At 42.4% G+C, this 16,419-nt stretch carries 12 protein-coding genes; 5 read left to right on the plus strand and 7 right to left on the minus strand.

From position 1 onward, the window contains the following. Positions 1 to 136: 136 nt before the first annotated feature. Positions 137 to 2,023, plus strand: a complete 1,887-nt coding sequence (locus tag RMY00_RS27670) for a tetratricopeptide repeat protein (protein WP_322650610.1) — start codon at positions 137 to 139, stop codon at positions 2,021 to 2,023. A gap of 6 nt (positions 2,024 to 2,029) precedes the next feature. Here RMY00_RS27670 and RMY00_RS27675 read toward each other — a convergent pair whose 3' ends face one another. The 5 genes from RMY00_RS27675 to RMY00_RS27695 all read right to left on the minus strand — a co-directional run bounded on the left by RMY00_RS27675 (position 2,030) and on the right by RMY00_RS27695 (position 8,047). Continuing rightward, entirely contained in the window at positions 2,030 to 2,590 is a 561-nt protein-coding gene (locus RMY00_RS27675; protein WP_322650611.1) for a hypothetical protein, read from the minus strand. 80 nt (positions 2,591 to 2,670) lie between these two features. Next, the gene (locus tag RMY00_RS27680; protein ID WP_322650612.1) at positions 2,671 to 3,792 is read right to left on the minus strand and encodes a hypothetical protein; all 1,122 of its coding nucleotides are present in this window, start codon (positions 3,790 to 3,792) and stop codon (positions 2,671 to 2,673) included. A 13-nt stretch (positions 3,793 to 3,805) separates the two neighbouring features. Beyond that, a complete protein-coding gene (locus tag RMY00_RS27685; protein WP_322650613.1) occupies positions 3,806 to 4,387 on the minus strand; it encodes a hypothetical protein in 582 nt (193 codons plus the stop codon). 4 nt (positions 4,388 to 4,391) lie between these two features. Next, a complete protein-coding gene (locus tag RMY00_RS27690) occupies positions 4,392 to 5,705 on the minus strand; it encodes a CHAT domain-containing protein (protein ID WP_322650614.1) in 1,314 nt (437 codons plus the stop codon). A 14-nt stretch (positions 5,706 to 5,719) separates the two neighbouring features. Continuing rightward, positions 5,720 to 8,047 carry a tetratricopeptide repeat protein gene (locus tag RMY00_RS27695; RefSeq protein ID WP_322650615.1) on the minus strand — a complete coding sequence of 776 codons (2,328 nt, stop codon included), beginning with the start codon at positions 8,045 to 8,047 and terminating at the stop codon, positions 5,720 to 5,722. Between the two features lie 170 nt (positions 8,048 to 8,217). Here RMY00_RS27695 and RMY00_RS27700 point away from each other — a divergent pair, with 170 nt between their 5' ends. Then, positions 8,218 to 11,367, plus strand: coding sequence for a hypothetical protein (locus RMY00_RS27700; protein WP_322650616.1), 3,150 nt, complete (start codon positions 8,218 to 8,220; stop codon positions 11,365 to 11,367). 38 nt (positions 11,368 to 11,405) lie between these two features. Here RMY00_RS27700 and RMY00_RS27705 read toward each other — a convergent pair whose 3' ends face one another. Beyond that, a complete protein-coding gene (locus tag RMY00_RS27705) occupies positions 11,406 to 13,166 on the minus strand; it encodes a tetratricopeptide repeat protein (RefSeq protein WP_322650617.1) in 1,761 nt (586 codons plus the stop codon). A 256-nt stretch (positions 13,167 to 13,422) separates the two neighbouring features. Here RMY00_RS27705 and RMY00_RS27710 point away from each other — a divergent pair, with 256 nt between their 5' ends. Together RMY00_RS27710 and RMY00_RS27715 are read left to right on the plus strand one after the other, a co-directional pair. Further along, positions 13,423 to 14,628 (plus strand): AIPR family protein, encoded by a 1,206-nt coding sequence (locus tag RMY00_RS27710; RefSeq protein WP_322650664.1) that lies wholly within the window; start codon positions 13,423 to 13,425, stop codon positions 14,626 to 14,628. A gap of 56 nt (positions 14,629 to 14,684) precedes the next feature. After that, on the plus strand, positions 14,685 to 14,828 hold the full coding sequence (locus tag RMY00_RS27715; protein WP_190240995.1) for a hypothetical protein: 144 nt from the start codon (positions 14,685 to 14,687) through the stop codon (positions 14,826 to 14,828). A gap of 101 nt (positions 14,829 to 14,929) precedes the next feature. On the opposite strand, the gene RMY00_RS27720 is transcribed toward RMY00_RS27715, so the two are convergent. Continuing rightward, positions 14,930 to 15,157, minus strand: coding sequence for a hypothetical protein (locus RMY00_RS27720; RefSeq protein WP_322650618.1), 228 nt, complete (start codon positions 15,155 to 15,157; stop codon positions 14,930 to 14,932). Positions 15,158 to 15,320: 163 nt separating this feature from the next. On the opposite strand from RMY00_RS27720, the gene RMY00_RS27725 reads away from it, so the two are divergent. Further along, positions 15,321 to 16,412 carry a tyrosine-type recombinase/integrase gene (locus tag RMY00_RS27725; RefSeq protein WP_322650619.1) on the plus strand — a complete coding sequence of 364 codons (1,092 nt, stop codon included), beginning with the start codon at positions 15,321 to 15,323 and terminating at the stop codon, positions 16,410 to 16,412. Positions 16,413 to 16,419 lie beyond the last annotated feature (7 nt).

Consider the following 16,419-nt stretch of genomic DNA (forward strand, 5'->3'; position numbering starts at 1 on the left):
TTTTGAGAATCTATTCGTTTTTGTCAATGAAATACTGTCTTTAAGCAGGTTAAGCAAAATCAGCAAAGAGCGATCGCCTCCACTTCTGGAAGAAAGCAAAATTTAGTTACTTGCCTGTAGGTCTAGCGGATAATACATGATTATTTTATCAGTAATGGATGAAGAACGCCAAAAAGCCTATTTAACTCTAATTAACTCCTTGCTCAACTCCCCCAGTAGCAAAGCAAATTCGATTTTGAATGCTAATCAGGTGTTAGTTGATGCTGCTCTAGTGCAAACAATGGAACAGGTGGCATCTGTAATGGCAGACCAAGGCTACCAGAATGCTGCCGATTTTTTAATGGATGTTGCTTGTCAACTCTCTGAAATAATTAGTTCGTTAGGAAATGTTACCGATAGGACAGCGGGTCAAGGCGAGTCGTTAGCAAAAACCAAACAGGAAGAATACTTGATTTTTCTAGACCAGGTATATCAGGCAACCGCACAAAGCAATAGTAATCCGCAAGTGGTATACCCGTTGCTTGTAGAGAATCTGGAGAACCTAAATGATGATTTTGCTGTTCTGTTACGTCAAGTGATAATGGACACCCTATCCCAAGTGGCACCAGAACAAGCCCAGAGCATTGCAGCAGTAATTGGAAATTTCAGCGACCTGATGCGTGAGTTTCCTCAAGGTGACAGAGCTAGCAATTTGGAGATTGCCATTGCTGGCGCTGAAGTTGCAGCTACAATTTTTACTCGTGATGTTTACCCAAACGATTGGGCAACGAACCGCAATAATCTGGCAGCTGCATATACTAAAAGAGTGCGGGGCGATCGCGAAGAAAATCTAGAACGGGCAATTGTAGCTTACGAAGAAGCTTTGCAAGTCTACACTCAAAGCAAGTTTCCTCAAGAATGGGCTAGAACCAAAAGCAACTTAGGTAATGCTTACAGCAATCGCATACGCAGCGACCGAACTCAGAATCTAGAGCGAGCGATTCATTGCTATCAATCTGCTTTACAAGTCCGCACTCGTGAAGCATTTCCTGAACAATGGGCAACAACTCAAATCAATCTAGGTACTGCCTGCTGGGAAAGAATTGAGGGTGAACGGGCGCAAAATTTGGAGTTAGCAATTTCGCATTTCCAAGCAGCTTTGCAAATTGATACAAAGGAAACATTTTCTCAAGATTGGGCATTGATCCAAACCAATTTAGGTACCGTCTACTGGGGAAGAGTTCAGGGCGACCGAGGGTCAAACTTAGAGCAGGCGATCGCACATTTCCAAAATGCTTTGCAGGTTTACACTAAAGAAGATTTTCCTCAATACTGGGCAACGGTTCAAAATAATCTGGGTGGTGTCTATCTTGAACAAGGGCAGTTTGAAGAAGCGATCGCCTGTTTCCAGTCAGCCCTGGAAGTCTACACACCCTCTGCTTTTCCCTTCGAGTGCTTGGGAACCGGGAAAAACCTTGGTAACACAGCCAAAGCATCTGAGAACTGGGCAGTAGCGAGTGAGGGGTATCGTATCGCCATTGAAGCTGTAGAGCAAAGTCGCTCCTGGGCTATCACTGATGCAAGGCGACAAGTGATTCTGGCAAATGCGATAGATGTATATGACGACATGGTGGAAGTCTGCATTGACATTGAACAGTTTGACCAAGCCATTGAATATGTCGAGCGTTGTAAATCCCGTAGCTTCATCGAACTTCTGCACGTTCGTGACCTTTTTCCCAAAGGGAATATTCCCGAAGGTGTGATTAATGAACTAAAGCACTTGCGTCAGGAAATAGTGACAGAACAACGCCGCTTAGAAATTGTTGAGCAAAATCAAGCAACAGGTATAATTTCTGCTGTCAGTAAACCCATAGATAATTCCTTAGCTTGGGTGGAAAACCGTACTCGTTTAAATGAATTGGTCAAACAGCTAGATGGCTTGATTGACGACAAGATTAACCCGATAGATCCTGACTTTAAAGACACACAACAAGTTAATCCCATTTCCTTTAAAGAAACGAAGAAACTTTTGCAAGCCTTTTGATTATTTTCATAATTTCCGACTCACCACTAACGTTGCACCAGGCATATATGTGGCAAAGTCTGACTGACTTTTTCTAGGCAAGGCGATTAAAATCACGGAAGCAATTGATGTATTTGCTTGTGGCGCTGACTTTACACCTAACACCAAAATCCTGGAAAACAGGATGGGAGATGCCAAATAATTTTTTTGAGAATTTACCTGACTTTTAACAGGCACAAGTGTAATATCCACAATATCACCTGCTTCTAAGTTCCCACCAAATGTCATACTAGGTGTAGCTGGAATACCAACAGCAACTGTATCAGCAAGGTGATTTGGATCAGTAAGTTGCTTCTTAGTTAGTGGTTTTTCTTTTGAGATATTAGTTAGAGTATAATGACCTACAATCTGTTGAGACTTTTTTAAGGCGTTGGAAGGTACATTGTTTGAAGCGAAAACTTTTGAAGTCAAGTCGCTCTGTCTTATCTGGTAGTATGCAGATAAATCTGCTTTGGGAACTTGAACTTCAATTTTTGTTTTGGTTTCAAGATATGCTGCTGCAAAAATTCCTACTAACACGGCTACCATGCTTATCCATTGGCTAAGGGATAATTTGAACAACAACCTTCTTAATAAAATGAAGAATTTCAACTGCTTCTGCATGGAGATTATGGGGAATTTTGACTATCAGATATATTAGTGTCTTTGTATATTAACAGTACTTGCGTATTGCCGCTGTAAAGAAGTTGGCGAATCTTGCCCCATACTTCAATCTCTTCTGTTGGTGTTTTTGGCAGTTCTAATCGCATCTGTTTTAAAAGTTCATGACGGTAAAGGTCAAACCCAGCTTTAATTTGTTGAGCATAGAGTAAGGCACTTCCTAAAGCTGCCCGATAAGCTAGCCAAGCTAAGAATAATCCCCCCCATAAACACAGCAAAAAAAACCACCCAGAGGCTTTAACTATTACTAAATAGACACCACTTGCTAGAGCGAAAATACAACTAAGGGTAGAAATCACCAGCATAAAATCTAGAGAACTTCTGGCTTCGGCTATAGTCTGAATAAAACGTTCAGGAAACAGATTATACAAACGCGGCCAGATAAGAACTGCATCTATGTCATAGCGGTCAAAAGGATATAGTTCAGCATTTTTGAGAATGTTGCCCAAGCAAGTTGGCATTACTTCTTGAGGTTGCGTTGGCAGGGGATAGTACAAATAGATATTTTCATACAGTTTTCCTTGGTTATGCTGCTGTTGTAATTCTGCTTGTTTTTGAAGCAACCTTTTCTTTTGTTTATGTAGCTTATTCAGTTTTAATTGGGCTTTAAACTTTAGTAATGGAGATGGTTGCTGAATTTGACTAGATAGTTGAAGTGAAGTTTGTTGTAGTGCTTTATCAACTAGCTTTAGTGTTCTTCTCAGTTTCTTGGCTTGGTTTTCAAAATCTAATTTTTTCAGGCGAGATTGATACCATTTTTTACGTTTATTTGCAAAATACCTCCCAAGCGGAAAATCCCAGTAGCCCTCATAAAAACGCAGAATTGTATTTAGTTGGCTAGATAAAATTATGGAGAATAAAGTTACCCAAACAACAAAGCCAATAATTTGCAAGGTTTTGAGTATATTATCCAGTTTAGTCCACTTTTTAAATGCCTCAACAACATCACCTTGCCCTGCAATTGCAACTGCAATTACTAGTCCCCAAAAGATGAGACTGGGAAAGGCGGCATTAATTAGGAAACGGCGACCAAGAAGACTAGGGGCTTCCTTAAAAATATCGCTTAACATGACTGCCTATAGTTTAAGTGAGCTTTAGCTTATGGGTTGGTACGTTAGGGTCTTTATTTTGGCAGGGGGGTAGCTTTCGCCGATCAAGAAAAGATAATTCATTGACATAACCGCACTCACCACACTTAACCAAACATTTTGGTGGCTGATGTCGTCCTCCCAATCCGGTATCACCAACAGCACCAATGTCACCCATTGTTTTACTCTGCTGCTGGTACTCACCACTTCCTAAGTAATCGCCAACAGTTTCGACGGATAATATTCCAAAAATTGTCTCGTCATTGATGACTATGGCTCCCCTTGTTTCTTCAGCTATGACCTCTATCAGTTCTGAATTTACCACCTCTTGCATATCTGCCTTGCAGCCAACAGTAATGGCTATAGGGAAACTAGCCACAGCATCAATCAGAGAAATTGCACCTTCCATAGAAGCTTGTTCTAAATCTTCAGCTACAACCAAGGCTAATGGCTTTTGAAGCTCATTTACAACTACACCGTGGTCGCCGACTTGCAGTGTGGCAAGTGCGTCTTTTAGGTTAAGCGAATCTGGCAGTAACTTAAAATTTTTAGTTGTATATTGTTCAACTTTACTCATTTCGTTATCTCCAATCTCCTACTAAAAGGAAAGGTGCCCAATAATAAATACTGTCATAAACAAGAGTTGTGTAATCTACCTGATAATTTCTAGCTAACTTGCACTGAGTTAACTTTTTTTTGATTATTCTATAATCTTTTGTATCGATATCCATATTTTTTAAAATTTGATTGTAGCTATGCAATGCTAATTTGAAATCTTTGGCATTAAACCGCATATCAGCGATGTTCACATCCAATAATTGTTGTGTGACAGGGTTATTTATTTGATGTTTGGCAGCTTCGCAGTAATCAATCACTTCTTGAACTGTTATGCGTTGCACTTCTAACTGTGCTTGTTGTAAAGCCTCAGTTTTGTTTAACCCTTCTTTTAACTTTTGGTAAAATCGGCTCATTAGAATGCTTGTTGAAATTTCATCTACTGACCATAAACTGACTAATACAGAAGGTGTTCCTGCGTAAATGAGGGCACGAGTTAGTCCAATTAATTCATCTCCTGGTTTGTTGTCATTAATACCACTTTCACAGGCACTTAGTGTAACTAAATCAGCGTTCATTTCCAAGCTAAAAATTTGTTCAGCTGTGAGGATTTCTTCATCTTTCAGTTTTTCTTCATCTGTTAGGTTTTCTTTTTTTGCAAACTTGATGCCTGACTTCAAGGCTTCCTGTGAATTAAAGACTCCATGGCAGGCAATGTGCAATATGTCAATATCTTTTTTCGATTCTTGAAGCTTACGTTTGAGTAAATCTTTAGTGACTTCATCACCAATGTAAAGTTCAGCAGGAGGGTCATTGAATAATTGCTTGATTACCTGAGCTTGTATTTGGGCGTGTAAAAGTTGTTCATCTGGCTGCGTTGTACGAGAGTCAGCAAAAATCAATGCCTTTTCTCGTTTATCCTTACGCTTTTGATGACAATACTTCATAACTGAGGCACTGGGAGTGTAGCAAACTGGGTTTCGCTCAATTAGGTAGCGGTCGCCTACTTTTAAAGCATGTAGTGGCAGGTAGTGCAAGAAGTTATGAGGTACAAACCAGATAATGTCGTTCTCCTGTGTCATCAGATCGCCTTTGGGCGACTCGCACACAAGAGGCGCAACAAAGGGAGAGAAGCAGTCCTGGTAATCCTGCTCATCTTGCTCGTTCCAGTCTTTGACTTTTTTTTCTTGAAAGTATTTCTTGACAAAGTTCTGAATTGTTTCGGTTCCTATGGGAATCTCCTGAACCAGAGGTTGTTCAAAATCCTCACGGACTATAAAAAGCAAAGTACGGTCTTCGACGGTAAAGTATTCAGCTAGAACGACTCGCTGTGCAGGCATCTGTGGTACTCAGGTTATGCTTGATGGCTTTGAGCAGTTAGCAAACAGGCTTTCACATCCTCAAACTTCAGTGGTAACCCGCGTCGCAAACTAACATATTCACTAGCAGCAGGGTCACTAGTGACCATTTGCTCCCAAAGAGTATGCAGGCGATCGCTCAATTCCACAACTTCAACTTGGGTAGAAGCACGATTAATTGCAACCAATAGTTCCCTTTCCCTCTCCAGTAGCTTTTTATCAGTTATGGATGGAGGTCGTAAGGGTGTCAGGGCTAGGGAGTCCAAAAAAGCTCTCCCTTTAAGGCGTTCTAGCCAGTTGAAAGTGACGCTACTGAGCTTAAGATACCAGTAGTGTAACTTAATTGCGAACTTGTAAACTTTTTCTTTATCTGATATCAAACCCAAACGGGCTGTCTCTGTTGCAACTGCATTGCTTTCGATAAAGCCACCTCGTACTAACTCAATATCTGCTGCTGCCTCTTCCAACCAATGAGCAGCATTTTGCCAGTGTACCTGCTGTTCCTCATTAACCAAACCTTGAAAACTTTGCATAAATTCAATATCAGCCAAGTAGAAGCGGATTTTCCAAGTAATGTCCCGCATCTTGGCATTTTGGAAGTATGAGAGTGCTTGAGAGCAGAAGCGAGCTGCTTCAATATGTAGGTGAGGATAGCCACGGTTCCCTAGATCGTGGCAAACTAGCCCCAGCAAGGTGTCAGTGATTGCAGTCTGGGTGGCTAAACCAAGATCGGCGTAAGTATTGCGAGCTTTTTCTAGATAGGACACAGCATCAAGGGAACGTTTACAGGCAACAGCCGTTTGTCCTTGTAATTGGTAAGTACCAGCAATGCCTGCAACAGCTTCGTTGTTGCCAATTGTCTTTAATAGGTCAATTGCTTGAGAATAAAGAGCCATTGCTGCAAAATAAGCTGGATCGGGGATGAGAGAACTGCCAGCACAATGATGTTGCATGACTGTTGCCTGTGCAATGCATTTGAGTTTTTCTGCCTGCTCAAATCGATATTGGCAGGCTTCATCTACTTCTAAACCCTTACGCCAGACTAAAATTGCCTTTACCCAGTCGCTGCTGCTACTTAGCACATTACCCAAAATGAAGTAGGCTAGAGACAAACTTTTACTAGAACCTGCTTGTTTGAAAGTTTTGATGGCGCTACAGCAGACTTTTTTAGCCCGGTCGGGCAGGTTCATTAAAGTATAAATGTTGGCAAGATTTAGCCCTTGCATCGCCAGGACGCTCGGAACTGCTGTTAGTTGTTCGACTTGTTCGCAGGCTGCTTTAGCACGAGCATAATCACCAGTGCGAAAATAATAGTCACCAATGCCCAGATAGGCTGTTGCTTGTGCTAGAGGAAAGTTCATCTCTTGAGCAATTGTTGCAGCTTGTTGGCGGCAGTCCAAGCTCTGTGACACTTCTCCTTGTTGTAGATACCAGGTACTCAGGTCAATCAGAGAATTAAACAAACCGGTCAAGTTATCTTCTTGACGATAAATCTGCATTGCCTGCTGCACTGCATCACTGCCATCGTAACCTGCTTTGATCGTGCGACTTCCCAAGCTAAGTAAGACCTCAGCTGATCCCAAAACGTGATTGACAGACTCATACAAAGTGATTGCTTGGTGGTAGAGGGTCGGATCTAGCTGGACTTCTGGATTTGCTGCCCTTTGGGTAAGCATGGTATCAAAATCAAGTTCAGCAAGACGCAGTGCGGCTTCAGCCTGACGTACCTGATTGCCAGCAGTTTGCGCTTGATCGCGTGCTTGTTGAAAGATAGACTGGGCTGTAGCTGGGTCAGGTGTGGATAGTAGGTGAAGCCGACCCAATTTAAGCAATGCAGCTAAAGCAGTGTCACTGTCACCTGAACGGTAATAGTTATCAACCGCCTCACCTAACAGATGTTTTGCTTCTACCAAATCAGATGGGGGAGACAGATTCCATACAACTGTGATCGCTTTTCCTCTTCCTAGCAAATCCTGAGCCATTGCCCTCGATTTTGGACTTTTATTTTCAGCCAGTACTGTTCTTGCTTCTTCTAAAATAAGAGTTAAATTACCAGTTAGGTAAATTTGCAAGCAAGCACACCATAGACGCATTTCCCATGCCAATTCACTATTTGACGGCAATGTCGCCAACACTTTGTTACAAATGGTTTCGGCTTGTCGAAAACGCCCTTGTTCCAACAGACAACGTACTAAAAGTAACTGAGCCAGAGGAGCCAAGTCTTCGGAAGATGTAGCATTTTGAGCCAGATGAATAGCAGCAGGTAGTTGGCCTAAATGGAACAACCGCCATCCTTCAACCAGTACTTCAGGTTGATTAGTCATTTTCCGACTTTCTGCTTGGTAAGCTATATCAAATAAAATACACATTTGGGTTGCTGAATTTCGGAAATTGTTAATTTTTTTTTACATCAGTCAAATGAATTGGCGTAGTTTACATTAGTGTTATGAGCGTACCTTTAGCGCTAAGTATGCCCCTCTATAGTTAAAGTTTTATGGCTCAACATAATTCCTTAAGAGAAACGGAAAACCAGCTTTTACTGACGGGTTCAGAAGAGATAGAAATTCAAATTTTGAAAGGGGGGCAGCGCATAGAGGAGAGCATTCGCAAACTGCTCAGAGAAAAGAAAATACTCTTGCCGGATGAAGATTACATTTGGAAAATATTTGTGGGAGCTAGGTGGGTATTTTATCCTGATGGACAATTTTTCTTCATCCCTTCTCCTATAGTCAATTTGGATACAAAGTTATTTCCATTATCCGGAACTTACGTCAAAGTTGAAGATACATTCAAATTCCAAGGAGAACGGCAGTCTCCAGAAGGAGATATTGCTTGCGTAGATGGGATCATCCACACGAATGGCGAAATTTTCCGTGCAGAGTTTATTTATTCTAGAGATAAAACGAGCGAAAAAATTTCGCAGGTTCTTTCTCAAAACGCTCAACCACCTTCTATAAAAATTGAAACAATTGAAGGAATAGAAGTTCCGTCCACTTTCAACATATCCCTAGAGGGAAAAACCGAAGCTCAGTCCTTTAGTCCTCTCTCAGGAACACTCCAAATCCTACCCTGCGATCATCCTAATGACCCTAACCCATTTTTTGTGGAACTCCATACTGAAATCCTAGATGGCGTAAATGGGCAATTTTTGTGGCGATCTTTTCAGGGTTCCTCAATAGAGGAAGGAACAGCAAACGGAGCGATCGCTGTCTATAATGGTCAAGTCTGTATCGAGTTTCAACCCATTCCCATTAAAGAACTGCGTGTTAGGCTAACCTGGGATACCATTAACCAAGGGGAAATGGCTGAGTATCTCCCTACAGTTGGGGTCGATGTCAACCACGGCACACTCACCTTTGTCATTCAGGGCGATCGCGTTTCTGGTAGTATTCATGCTTCTGGTACTGTATTTAACAGGCCAGAGCAGTTAAGCACCTATGAAGCAGAGTTTACAGGTCAACGACAGGTGGATAATTTAGAACTGGCTGAGACTTTGCCGCTTAGAGTCGAATCTCAAACAGAAAACGCTGTCGCTGAAGCTGAGAGTTTTGAAGAAGATGAGATTCCAATAAATTCTATCTTCAACGTATCTATTACAGGTAGAACAGAAGCTCAAAGTTTTGGTACCCTCACTGGCACGCTGATGATTCTGCGGTCTATCGATCCTCAAGACCCAAATCCCTTTTCTGTTACTCTTCACACTGATATAGGGTTGCACATCACAAATGGCTTTATCCAATGGATAACTTTTAACAATTTGGGGGAGCATAAGCAACTAGAAAGCAGAGTTTTTATAGAAAACGGTCAAATTCGCTTGAAAGTCGAGCCTACTCAAAATCTGCGAACGCTGATGTGGAAGACTTTACCCAAAGGCACGACATCTGATGTAACTCCTGTGCATGTGCATGTTGAGCGCGGCAACTTTACCTTCTCGATCAAAGGGAATAAAATTTCGGGGGAGATTCACGCTTCTGGTACAACTTTTGACGATCAGCGAGAGTTAAGCACCTATGATGCCCGAATTGAAGGTCAAAGACAAGTCAGTCATGTAGCTGAAGAAATTCATAGGGTGCTCAACTCGTCTGGCTTTGCAGGGTGTTGGGAAACAAAAAATCAAGCTTTTGGGCAAATTGAGCTACAGGAAATTGGACACAAAGTTAGTGGAACCTATACGGAACGAGGTGGCGGAGTTATTGAAGGCATCGTTTGTGGAAGTCGGCTAGATTTTACTTGGAAGGATGAGCAAGCAAAAGGTTGGGGATTTTTGAGGGCGATTTTTAGTCAAGGGACACTAACCGGACTTTGGGGGTACGGCACAGACAAAACCGACATTCATAGTTTAATAGGGACTCGCCAATATCCGGCTCTACTTACTAACCAAAATTTAACTGCTGACGATGCCCAGAAACTTGAAGTTTTGGCATTTCACCTTTGGCAGCAAGGTAGAGGAGAGTTAGCTATACCATTGTTGGAAAAAGTCTTAAATTTTTACAAATCAAAACGCCTCCAGTCACAAACTCAAGACACAAATAACTTTCTGACTTCAGAGGCGGGGGTTCTGAATTTGCTAATTCACTGTGAAGCTCAATCCAATAAATTTGAGTGTCTGCCGGAACGTCTGCTATATGCCCTAACAATTCAGCAACTGAACGATCCTAGAAGGCTGACAAAACAGTACTTTAATAATCAAGTTGATGACTTGATAAAAATTTTTAATGAAACTTTAGAACAGCTACAAAGTTTACGCTCAAATCTCTCTCAACCACAAACGGTTAACCAAGAACGGATAGAAATTATAGAAGCTTTCACCTTATTGACAGAACAATGGGAATGGTTACAAAACAGGCTTAATCATGATTGTAGCGAATTAAATAATTTAAAAATTAGCGTAACTAACAACAAAATCGCTTCTGAATTAGTCACTTGGCTTAAGTTTGACAAGTTTATTGCAAAAAAACAAGAATTTTTCTTGTCAGAAAAAGACAAAGTTGCCAAGCGAGAAAGAAAAGTTTTTCAAGACCAAATTGAAATTATTCGCGACTTTAATATCTGGCTGCAATCCAGCAAGTATGAAAACATTAAAAATGCAACTATTAACGAATTATGTAAAATTGATGAAATAGAAAATAAAATTAAGCAATCAGTGACAAATAATAGTAAACTTACTAATTTTGAAAAACAACTGTTCATGAATCAATTGTCATTAATTATGATTTTATTACTAATGACTAATTACATGGAAATTCGGTTAATGGGAATTAGGAATTATGCAACGCAAATAGAAGAAAAATTTAGACTAACAGAAACAATAAATTCACATGAACATTCGCTTGCTAATTTGTCCACTCACATGGAATCTTGGCGAAAAGAATTAGTCAGAGATATTGATAAAATTGAAGCGCTGGGTAAGGGGCAGCTATTCTTTCAAAAATTGGTAAAAATCCTATTTCAATTGGGTAGCTATAAACAAGCATTAGTGGTTTCTGAGAAGGCTAAAACCAGAGCATTTGCTGACCTTTTAGCAACACGCTCTGATATTCAAGAAAGAATGCGACAAATTTCTTCTAAGGAAAGGGTAATCTTTAATATTGCCACAGCTCCGTCTTTGACTTTTGAAGATATTTTAGAGTTGGTTAAACACTAATGCTGCGTGACGAAGTTAGCTTTACGTTAGGCGAAAATTTAGCCCAGCAGTCTCACCAACTGCTGAAAGCATAGCGGTTCTCCCTCACCACCCTCTGGCAAAATCAGCCCCCTAGCCTCCAGCACATCAAGAAATGCCCGCGATCGCGATCGCTCAACATAATCTAATGCTTCATCATCCCGGTGTAGTTCTTCATGCAACATCATAATGAGCCGAGCATAGATATGTCCCTTGCCTTCACCGAAGAAGCTCAGTCGCTCTGTATCTTGTAACAGTCGCCGACGCACACTTTCAATAATTGTTACAGACTCTTTGAGGTCTGCTAAAGCATTAGAGACATTTCCCTGGCGACGGAAGGTTTCACTACGACCAGCGTGAATTTCCCATAACGCCTCTGGGTGCTGAATTTCTCTGGCAAGAGAAAGTGCTTCGTTGTGATATCCCAAAGCCGTAGATAACTCACCTATGTCTCGGAAAACCAGAGCTAGGTTAGCTAAATTATAAGCCTCCCCTTCCTTGTGTCCCATAGAGCGGGCAAGTGAGAGTGAGTTTTGATCGTAGGTTATTGCTTCCTCAAAACGACCCTGAAAACGACTGATGCTACCGAGGTTCCCTAATGCTGCTACCTTACCCAAGTTATCCTTGCCTTCTTGGTGGAGGGCTAGAGCTTGCTCGTGGCAAGTTCGTGCCTCGTCGAACTTGCCTTGTCGTTGATAAAGTTGACCTAAATTGCCCCAAATGTGAGCCGAACTACTTCGGTAACCGACCGCTTGAGCAATCTGTAAAGCCTCATTCAGACAACCAATGGCAATCTGGAGATTTCCTAGTGATTGATGAATCAGGGCCAAGATATTTAGAGCCACCACAGTGTCATTAACTCGACCAGTTGAGGAGTGAAGACTTAATGCTTGCTCCAAGTTGATTCGTGCACGGGACAAATCACCCATGTCGCGGGATAGAAGAGCTAGGTTAACCAAAGCCGTTGCCTGACCTGTCAAATCCCCTAAAATGCTATGTAACTCTAACGCGGCTTGAAAATAGCTTTGAGCTTGAGTAAAGTCTCCTATTGTTTGATAAACAATCCCCAAACCAGATAGACTATCTGCTTCTCCCCATCTGTCATCTATTGCTTGACATAAAGCTAATGCTTCCCGTTTATATTCTAAGGCTCGCTTTGTGTCTCCTTGAGGCAGAGCTAGCATTCCTAAGTTCCTCAAACAACCCGCCTCACCTCTTTTATCCCCTAGTTCCCGATAAAAGGCTAATGCTTCCAAGCAGCAGCGGGTCGCTTCCCCAACATTCCCTTGGTTGCATAAGACAAGTCCAAGGTTGTTCAAAGCAGATGCCTGACAGGGACGATGCTTTAATTTTTTGGCAAGGGCTAAAGCTTTCTTTAAATAAACCTGAGCTTTGTGCATCTCTCCCAAAGACCTGTAGACAATGCCCAGATTAGAGTAAGTGCTGGCAATGCTCTTTCTCTGACCTAACTGTATAAAATGCTCCAAAGCTTCTTCCCAGTCAGCAGCAGCCTGACACAGTTTACCCTGACGGTGATGTAGGATACCACGTTGCTCGGCAACTTCGGCTAAAAACTGGACATCGTTGATTTTCTTAGCAGACTGTTGGGCAATATTCAAGGCTCGCCAAGCTCTTTGCCAATCGCCTTGAATACTAAAGCCTTCTGCTACGCTTAGTAAGTGACGGGTGGCATTTTCAGAGAGCGAACCAGACTGAGCTAGGGCTTGTTCTAGCCCTGCCCAAAGTGCATCCCAGTCGCTTGACTTAATGTTTGGGGTCATAAGCTAATCGGTATTTAAATTGCAATATAGCCACTATTTCCCTTGTTTTTTATCTGACGATGCCACTTAATGACTAACTCACACTGAATTACCTGCCTCTACTTCGTTATCGGGTGGCGACTGCCGCAAGTTGTTTAGACGTTGCCAGTCAACTGCAACAACTTTAGACATCAATTAAAAATATAATCTTGAAGCGCGAGCTTCTTCCCACGAGAAGAATAATTGAGAATGTATCGCTAAGATGCAGAAACCACCCATGCCGAAAAACTGGATTATTAAAGTAGACAACTATTTCCATGCAAACCCCAATTGCATCATCGCCACCGCCTATGTGGACACGTTTCCCACAAACCTACCCCTAGAACCCAACATCCGAGAACCTAACCGCAAAAGTGCGACATACCGACAAATCTTTGACTCTGTGACGACTCAACCAGAAAAATTCTTCTCTCGTCACAGTGGAATCGTTCTGTCAGCGAATAAAGTTAAGCCCAGCAAAAACAAAACCGAACTGGAGCTAGAAGTCTTAGAAGCTAGCGAGGGGGGTAGCGATGGCATTATCAACGGAGGTCATACAGTTTTAGCATTTGAGCAAGCTAAAAATTACAAATATGACCTCAGCCTTGCCAGAGTCAAAGTTACCATCCACATCGGCCTCCCGGAAGAGGAAGCTAAAGATATAGCCCTCGCATCCAATACCACATCGCCAGTGGATTCTCGCTCCAAAGTCAACGCCAGGGGAGATTACAAATTTATCAAGCAGTATTTAGCCCAGTTAGAAAGAGCAGAAGATAAAAAATTTAGAATAGCCTATTACCAAAACCAAAGCGGCGCTCCTAGAAATGCCCAGTGTAATGTTAACCACTTGTTCAAGCTGATCAACTGCCTCGACAGAAATAGATACAATCCCGACGGCAATAAACGAAGCAAGCACCCTACAGGTACGAACACCCCAAGCCAAATCACAGACACTGAGAGGGAAAGATTAACTCTTCTATTGCCTCTACTTCCCAAAGCTCTGTGGATTGAGCAAAGACTGTACGAAATCATCCAAGAACATATCAGCAACCCCAGAAGAAAGGGTGTCAACGACTTAGCATCAATCGATACACGCAAAACTACCCTTCTCCCCGACAGCAAGTACTCGTTTGGGTTTGGTGCGCCAACTGACCTCGCACTACCCATAATTGCATCCTATCGGGTATTCCTAGACCAAGACTATAACTGGATTATTCCTTTTGACGAATTCGCCGAAAACTTTCTCCAACACCTGTGGGGTAACTATTACCGTAAATACTTGATATCGGAGAAAACAGCAGGAAATACAGTGGGGACTAAAATTTGTCGCAACTCAGAAATTTGGGAAAGTCTGTACATTTCAGCCCAAAGTTATCTCAATCAGCACTTGGTGAAAATTGTCAATTCCAGCAAGCATGAAGAATTAACACTCACACCAAGCTAAAATGTCCACTTAACAATTAATTGTCATCTAAAAAGAGATTATGGGCATTTTCTAGAATGCCAGTCTCTAGGCAAAGCCTAATTGTGTTGCGATCGCCTACGGTGGGCGCTTTGTGCCATCGCAGCGCAAGGGATTTTCAAAATACAGGTTCTGTGGGTTGGCAATTACCGTCTACCCCTAAAACCTGTAGCCTTTACTAGAAAAGGATTTCCGAATTTCAATAACAAATTAGACTTGACACGATGGATTTTACGGCGTACCAAGGTAGGTAAATTGCGCTGTCACGAGAATTATCTGTACTTTATTGGTGCCATCGCAAGAAGGCGGGGCGTAAGCCCATCACATCAATAAACAGTTGCTCCCGTTCAGATGCTGCGGCTTGGAAAGAAGCTAACAGCATCAGCTTCCGGAACAAACACGGGCGGTGAATTAATATCACGATGTCTATGACTTGAGTAGTTTTGGATACTGTGCCTGATGAAGGCCCTTGCTCTTGAGTATCAGAAAACCGACTCGTGCGTTCACACAAGTTAACATTTCAATTAATTTGGCAAAACCCTTTTTGTTAGTAGTGAGTAGAGTAGCAAGGGGGAGTAGAATGAGACTAAAAATGTCTGGGAACAGACGTTATCGGACATTATTTTGGGGCGGATAAACCCGCTTTATCCCGCGTATTATTTTGAGGCTGTGTGATGACGTTATCACGTACAGACGCAGGTGTAGATACAGAAGAATTAGGGGTTGCGATGGGCTACGCCCCGCCGGAGGCGCTCGCTCAGTTATCACCGGAACAACTAGCGGTGATCAAAGCAACGGTCGAAGCGGTGGTACAGGCAACTGGCACACCCAAAATCACTGGGGCGGAAACCACCAGCGAATTGTTTTCTAGTTGGCTCACAAGTAGGGAGTCAGAGCAAACTGTGCGAGCATACCGAAATGACGTGATGCACTTTGTTCAGTGGCGACTAGGCATTGACTATCCAGACTTAGATAATTTAAACCTGCACACCACCACCAAAGAAGATGTAGACAATTACAAAGCCCACCTACTTAAAAAAGAGAAAACAGGGGAAATTGCTCGTGCTTCCGTCCGCCGTCGCCTTGCTTCCCTTAAAAGCTTTCTGCGCTACGCTTGCGATGTAGGCTACTTGCGGGCCAACCCTGCAATGTTGTTGAAAGTACCTCCGGAGCGCAAAAAGATTAAGGAGCGCACCCTGACTGAAACTGAGATTGAAATCCTATTCGATGCAGCTGCACAAGTTGTAGAACAAGCCCCCACTCCTCACAAAAAGATACAAGCGCAACGCAACCAACTAATTCTGGAGCTTTTTTACTACGGTGCTATTCGGGTAGGTGAGAGTGGTTTAACCTGGGCTACCATGCATTCAAATCAGTCCGGGCTACCTTACATTAAAGTGGTAGGCAAAGGAGACAAGGAGCGCGATGTTCCCATACCAATAGAACTTTACCAATACCTTTTGGCTAATCGACAACATGCTAAAGACAAAACCGAGCCGCTTTTCACAAGCCAAAAAACGGGTGAACCCATTTGCGATCGCCACATCCGCCGCATCATCAAATCGATTGCCGAAGTAGCAGGGTTAAGTCGCATCCCCTCCCCACACTGGTTGCGGCACAGTCACGCCACCCATGCTGCTAAAAACACGCCTATTCACATCATCACCAAAACGCTGGGCCACTCGTCAGGGAAAATCACGATAGACAACTATCTACACGTGGGTGAAGATGAAGCTAGCTCTCTTAATCTCAAACGATATCGCTGAGGCTTTG

It is taken from the genome of Nostoc sp. ChiVER01 (assembly GCF_034531155.1).
GTDB lineage: Bacteria > Cyanobacteriota > Cyanobacteriia > Cyanobacteriales > Nostocaceae > Nostoc.

Excerpts from the sequence above, each read along its gene's own strand:
- RMY00_RS27670 (WP_322650610.1), top strand. The coding sequence starts at position 137 with ATGATTATTTTATCAGTAATGGATGAAGAACGCCAAAAAGCCTATTTA.
- RMY00_RS27675 (WP_322650611.1), bottom strand. The coding sequence starts at position 2,590 with ATGGTAGCCGTGTTAGTAGGAATTTTTGCAGCAGCATATCTTGAAACC.
- RMY00_RS27680 (WP_322650612.1), bottom strand. The coding sequence starts at position 3,792 with ATGTTAAGCGATATTTTTAAGGAAGCCCCTAGTCTTCTTGGTCGCCGT.
- RMY00_RS27685 (WP_322650613.1), bottom strand. The coding sequence starts at position 4,387 with ATGAGTAAAGTTGAACAATATACAACTAAAAATTTTAAGTTACTGCCA.
- RMY00_RS27690 (WP_322650614.1), bottom strand. The coding sequence starts at position 5,705 with ATGCCTGCACAGCGAGTCGTTCTAGCTGAATACTTTACCGTCGAAGAC.
- RMY00_RS27695 (WP_322650615.1), bottom strand. The coding sequence starts at position 8,047 with ATGACTAATCAACCTGAAGTACTGGTTGAAGGATGGCGGTTGTTCCAT.
- RMY00_RS27700 (WP_322650616.1), top strand. The coding sequence starts at position 8,218 with ATGGCTCAACATAATTCCTTAAGAGAAACGGAAAACCAGCTTTTACTG.
- RMY00_RS27705 (WP_322650617.1), bottom strand. The coding sequence starts at position 13,166 with ATGACCCCAAACATTAAGTCAAGCGACTGGGATGCACTTTGGGCAGGG.
- RMY00_RS27710 (WP_322650664.1), top strand. The coding sequence starts at position 13,423 with ATGCCGAAAAACTGGATTATTAAAGTAGACAACTATTTCCATGCAAAC.
- RMY00_RS27715 (WP_190240995.1), top strand. The coding sequence starts at position 14,685 with ATGCCAGTCTCTAGGCAAAGCCTAATTGTGTTGCGATCGCCTACGGTG.
- RMY00_RS27725 (WP_322650619.1), top strand. The coding sequence starts at position 15,321 with ATGACGTTATCACGTACAGACGCAGGTGTAGATACAGAAGAATTAGGG.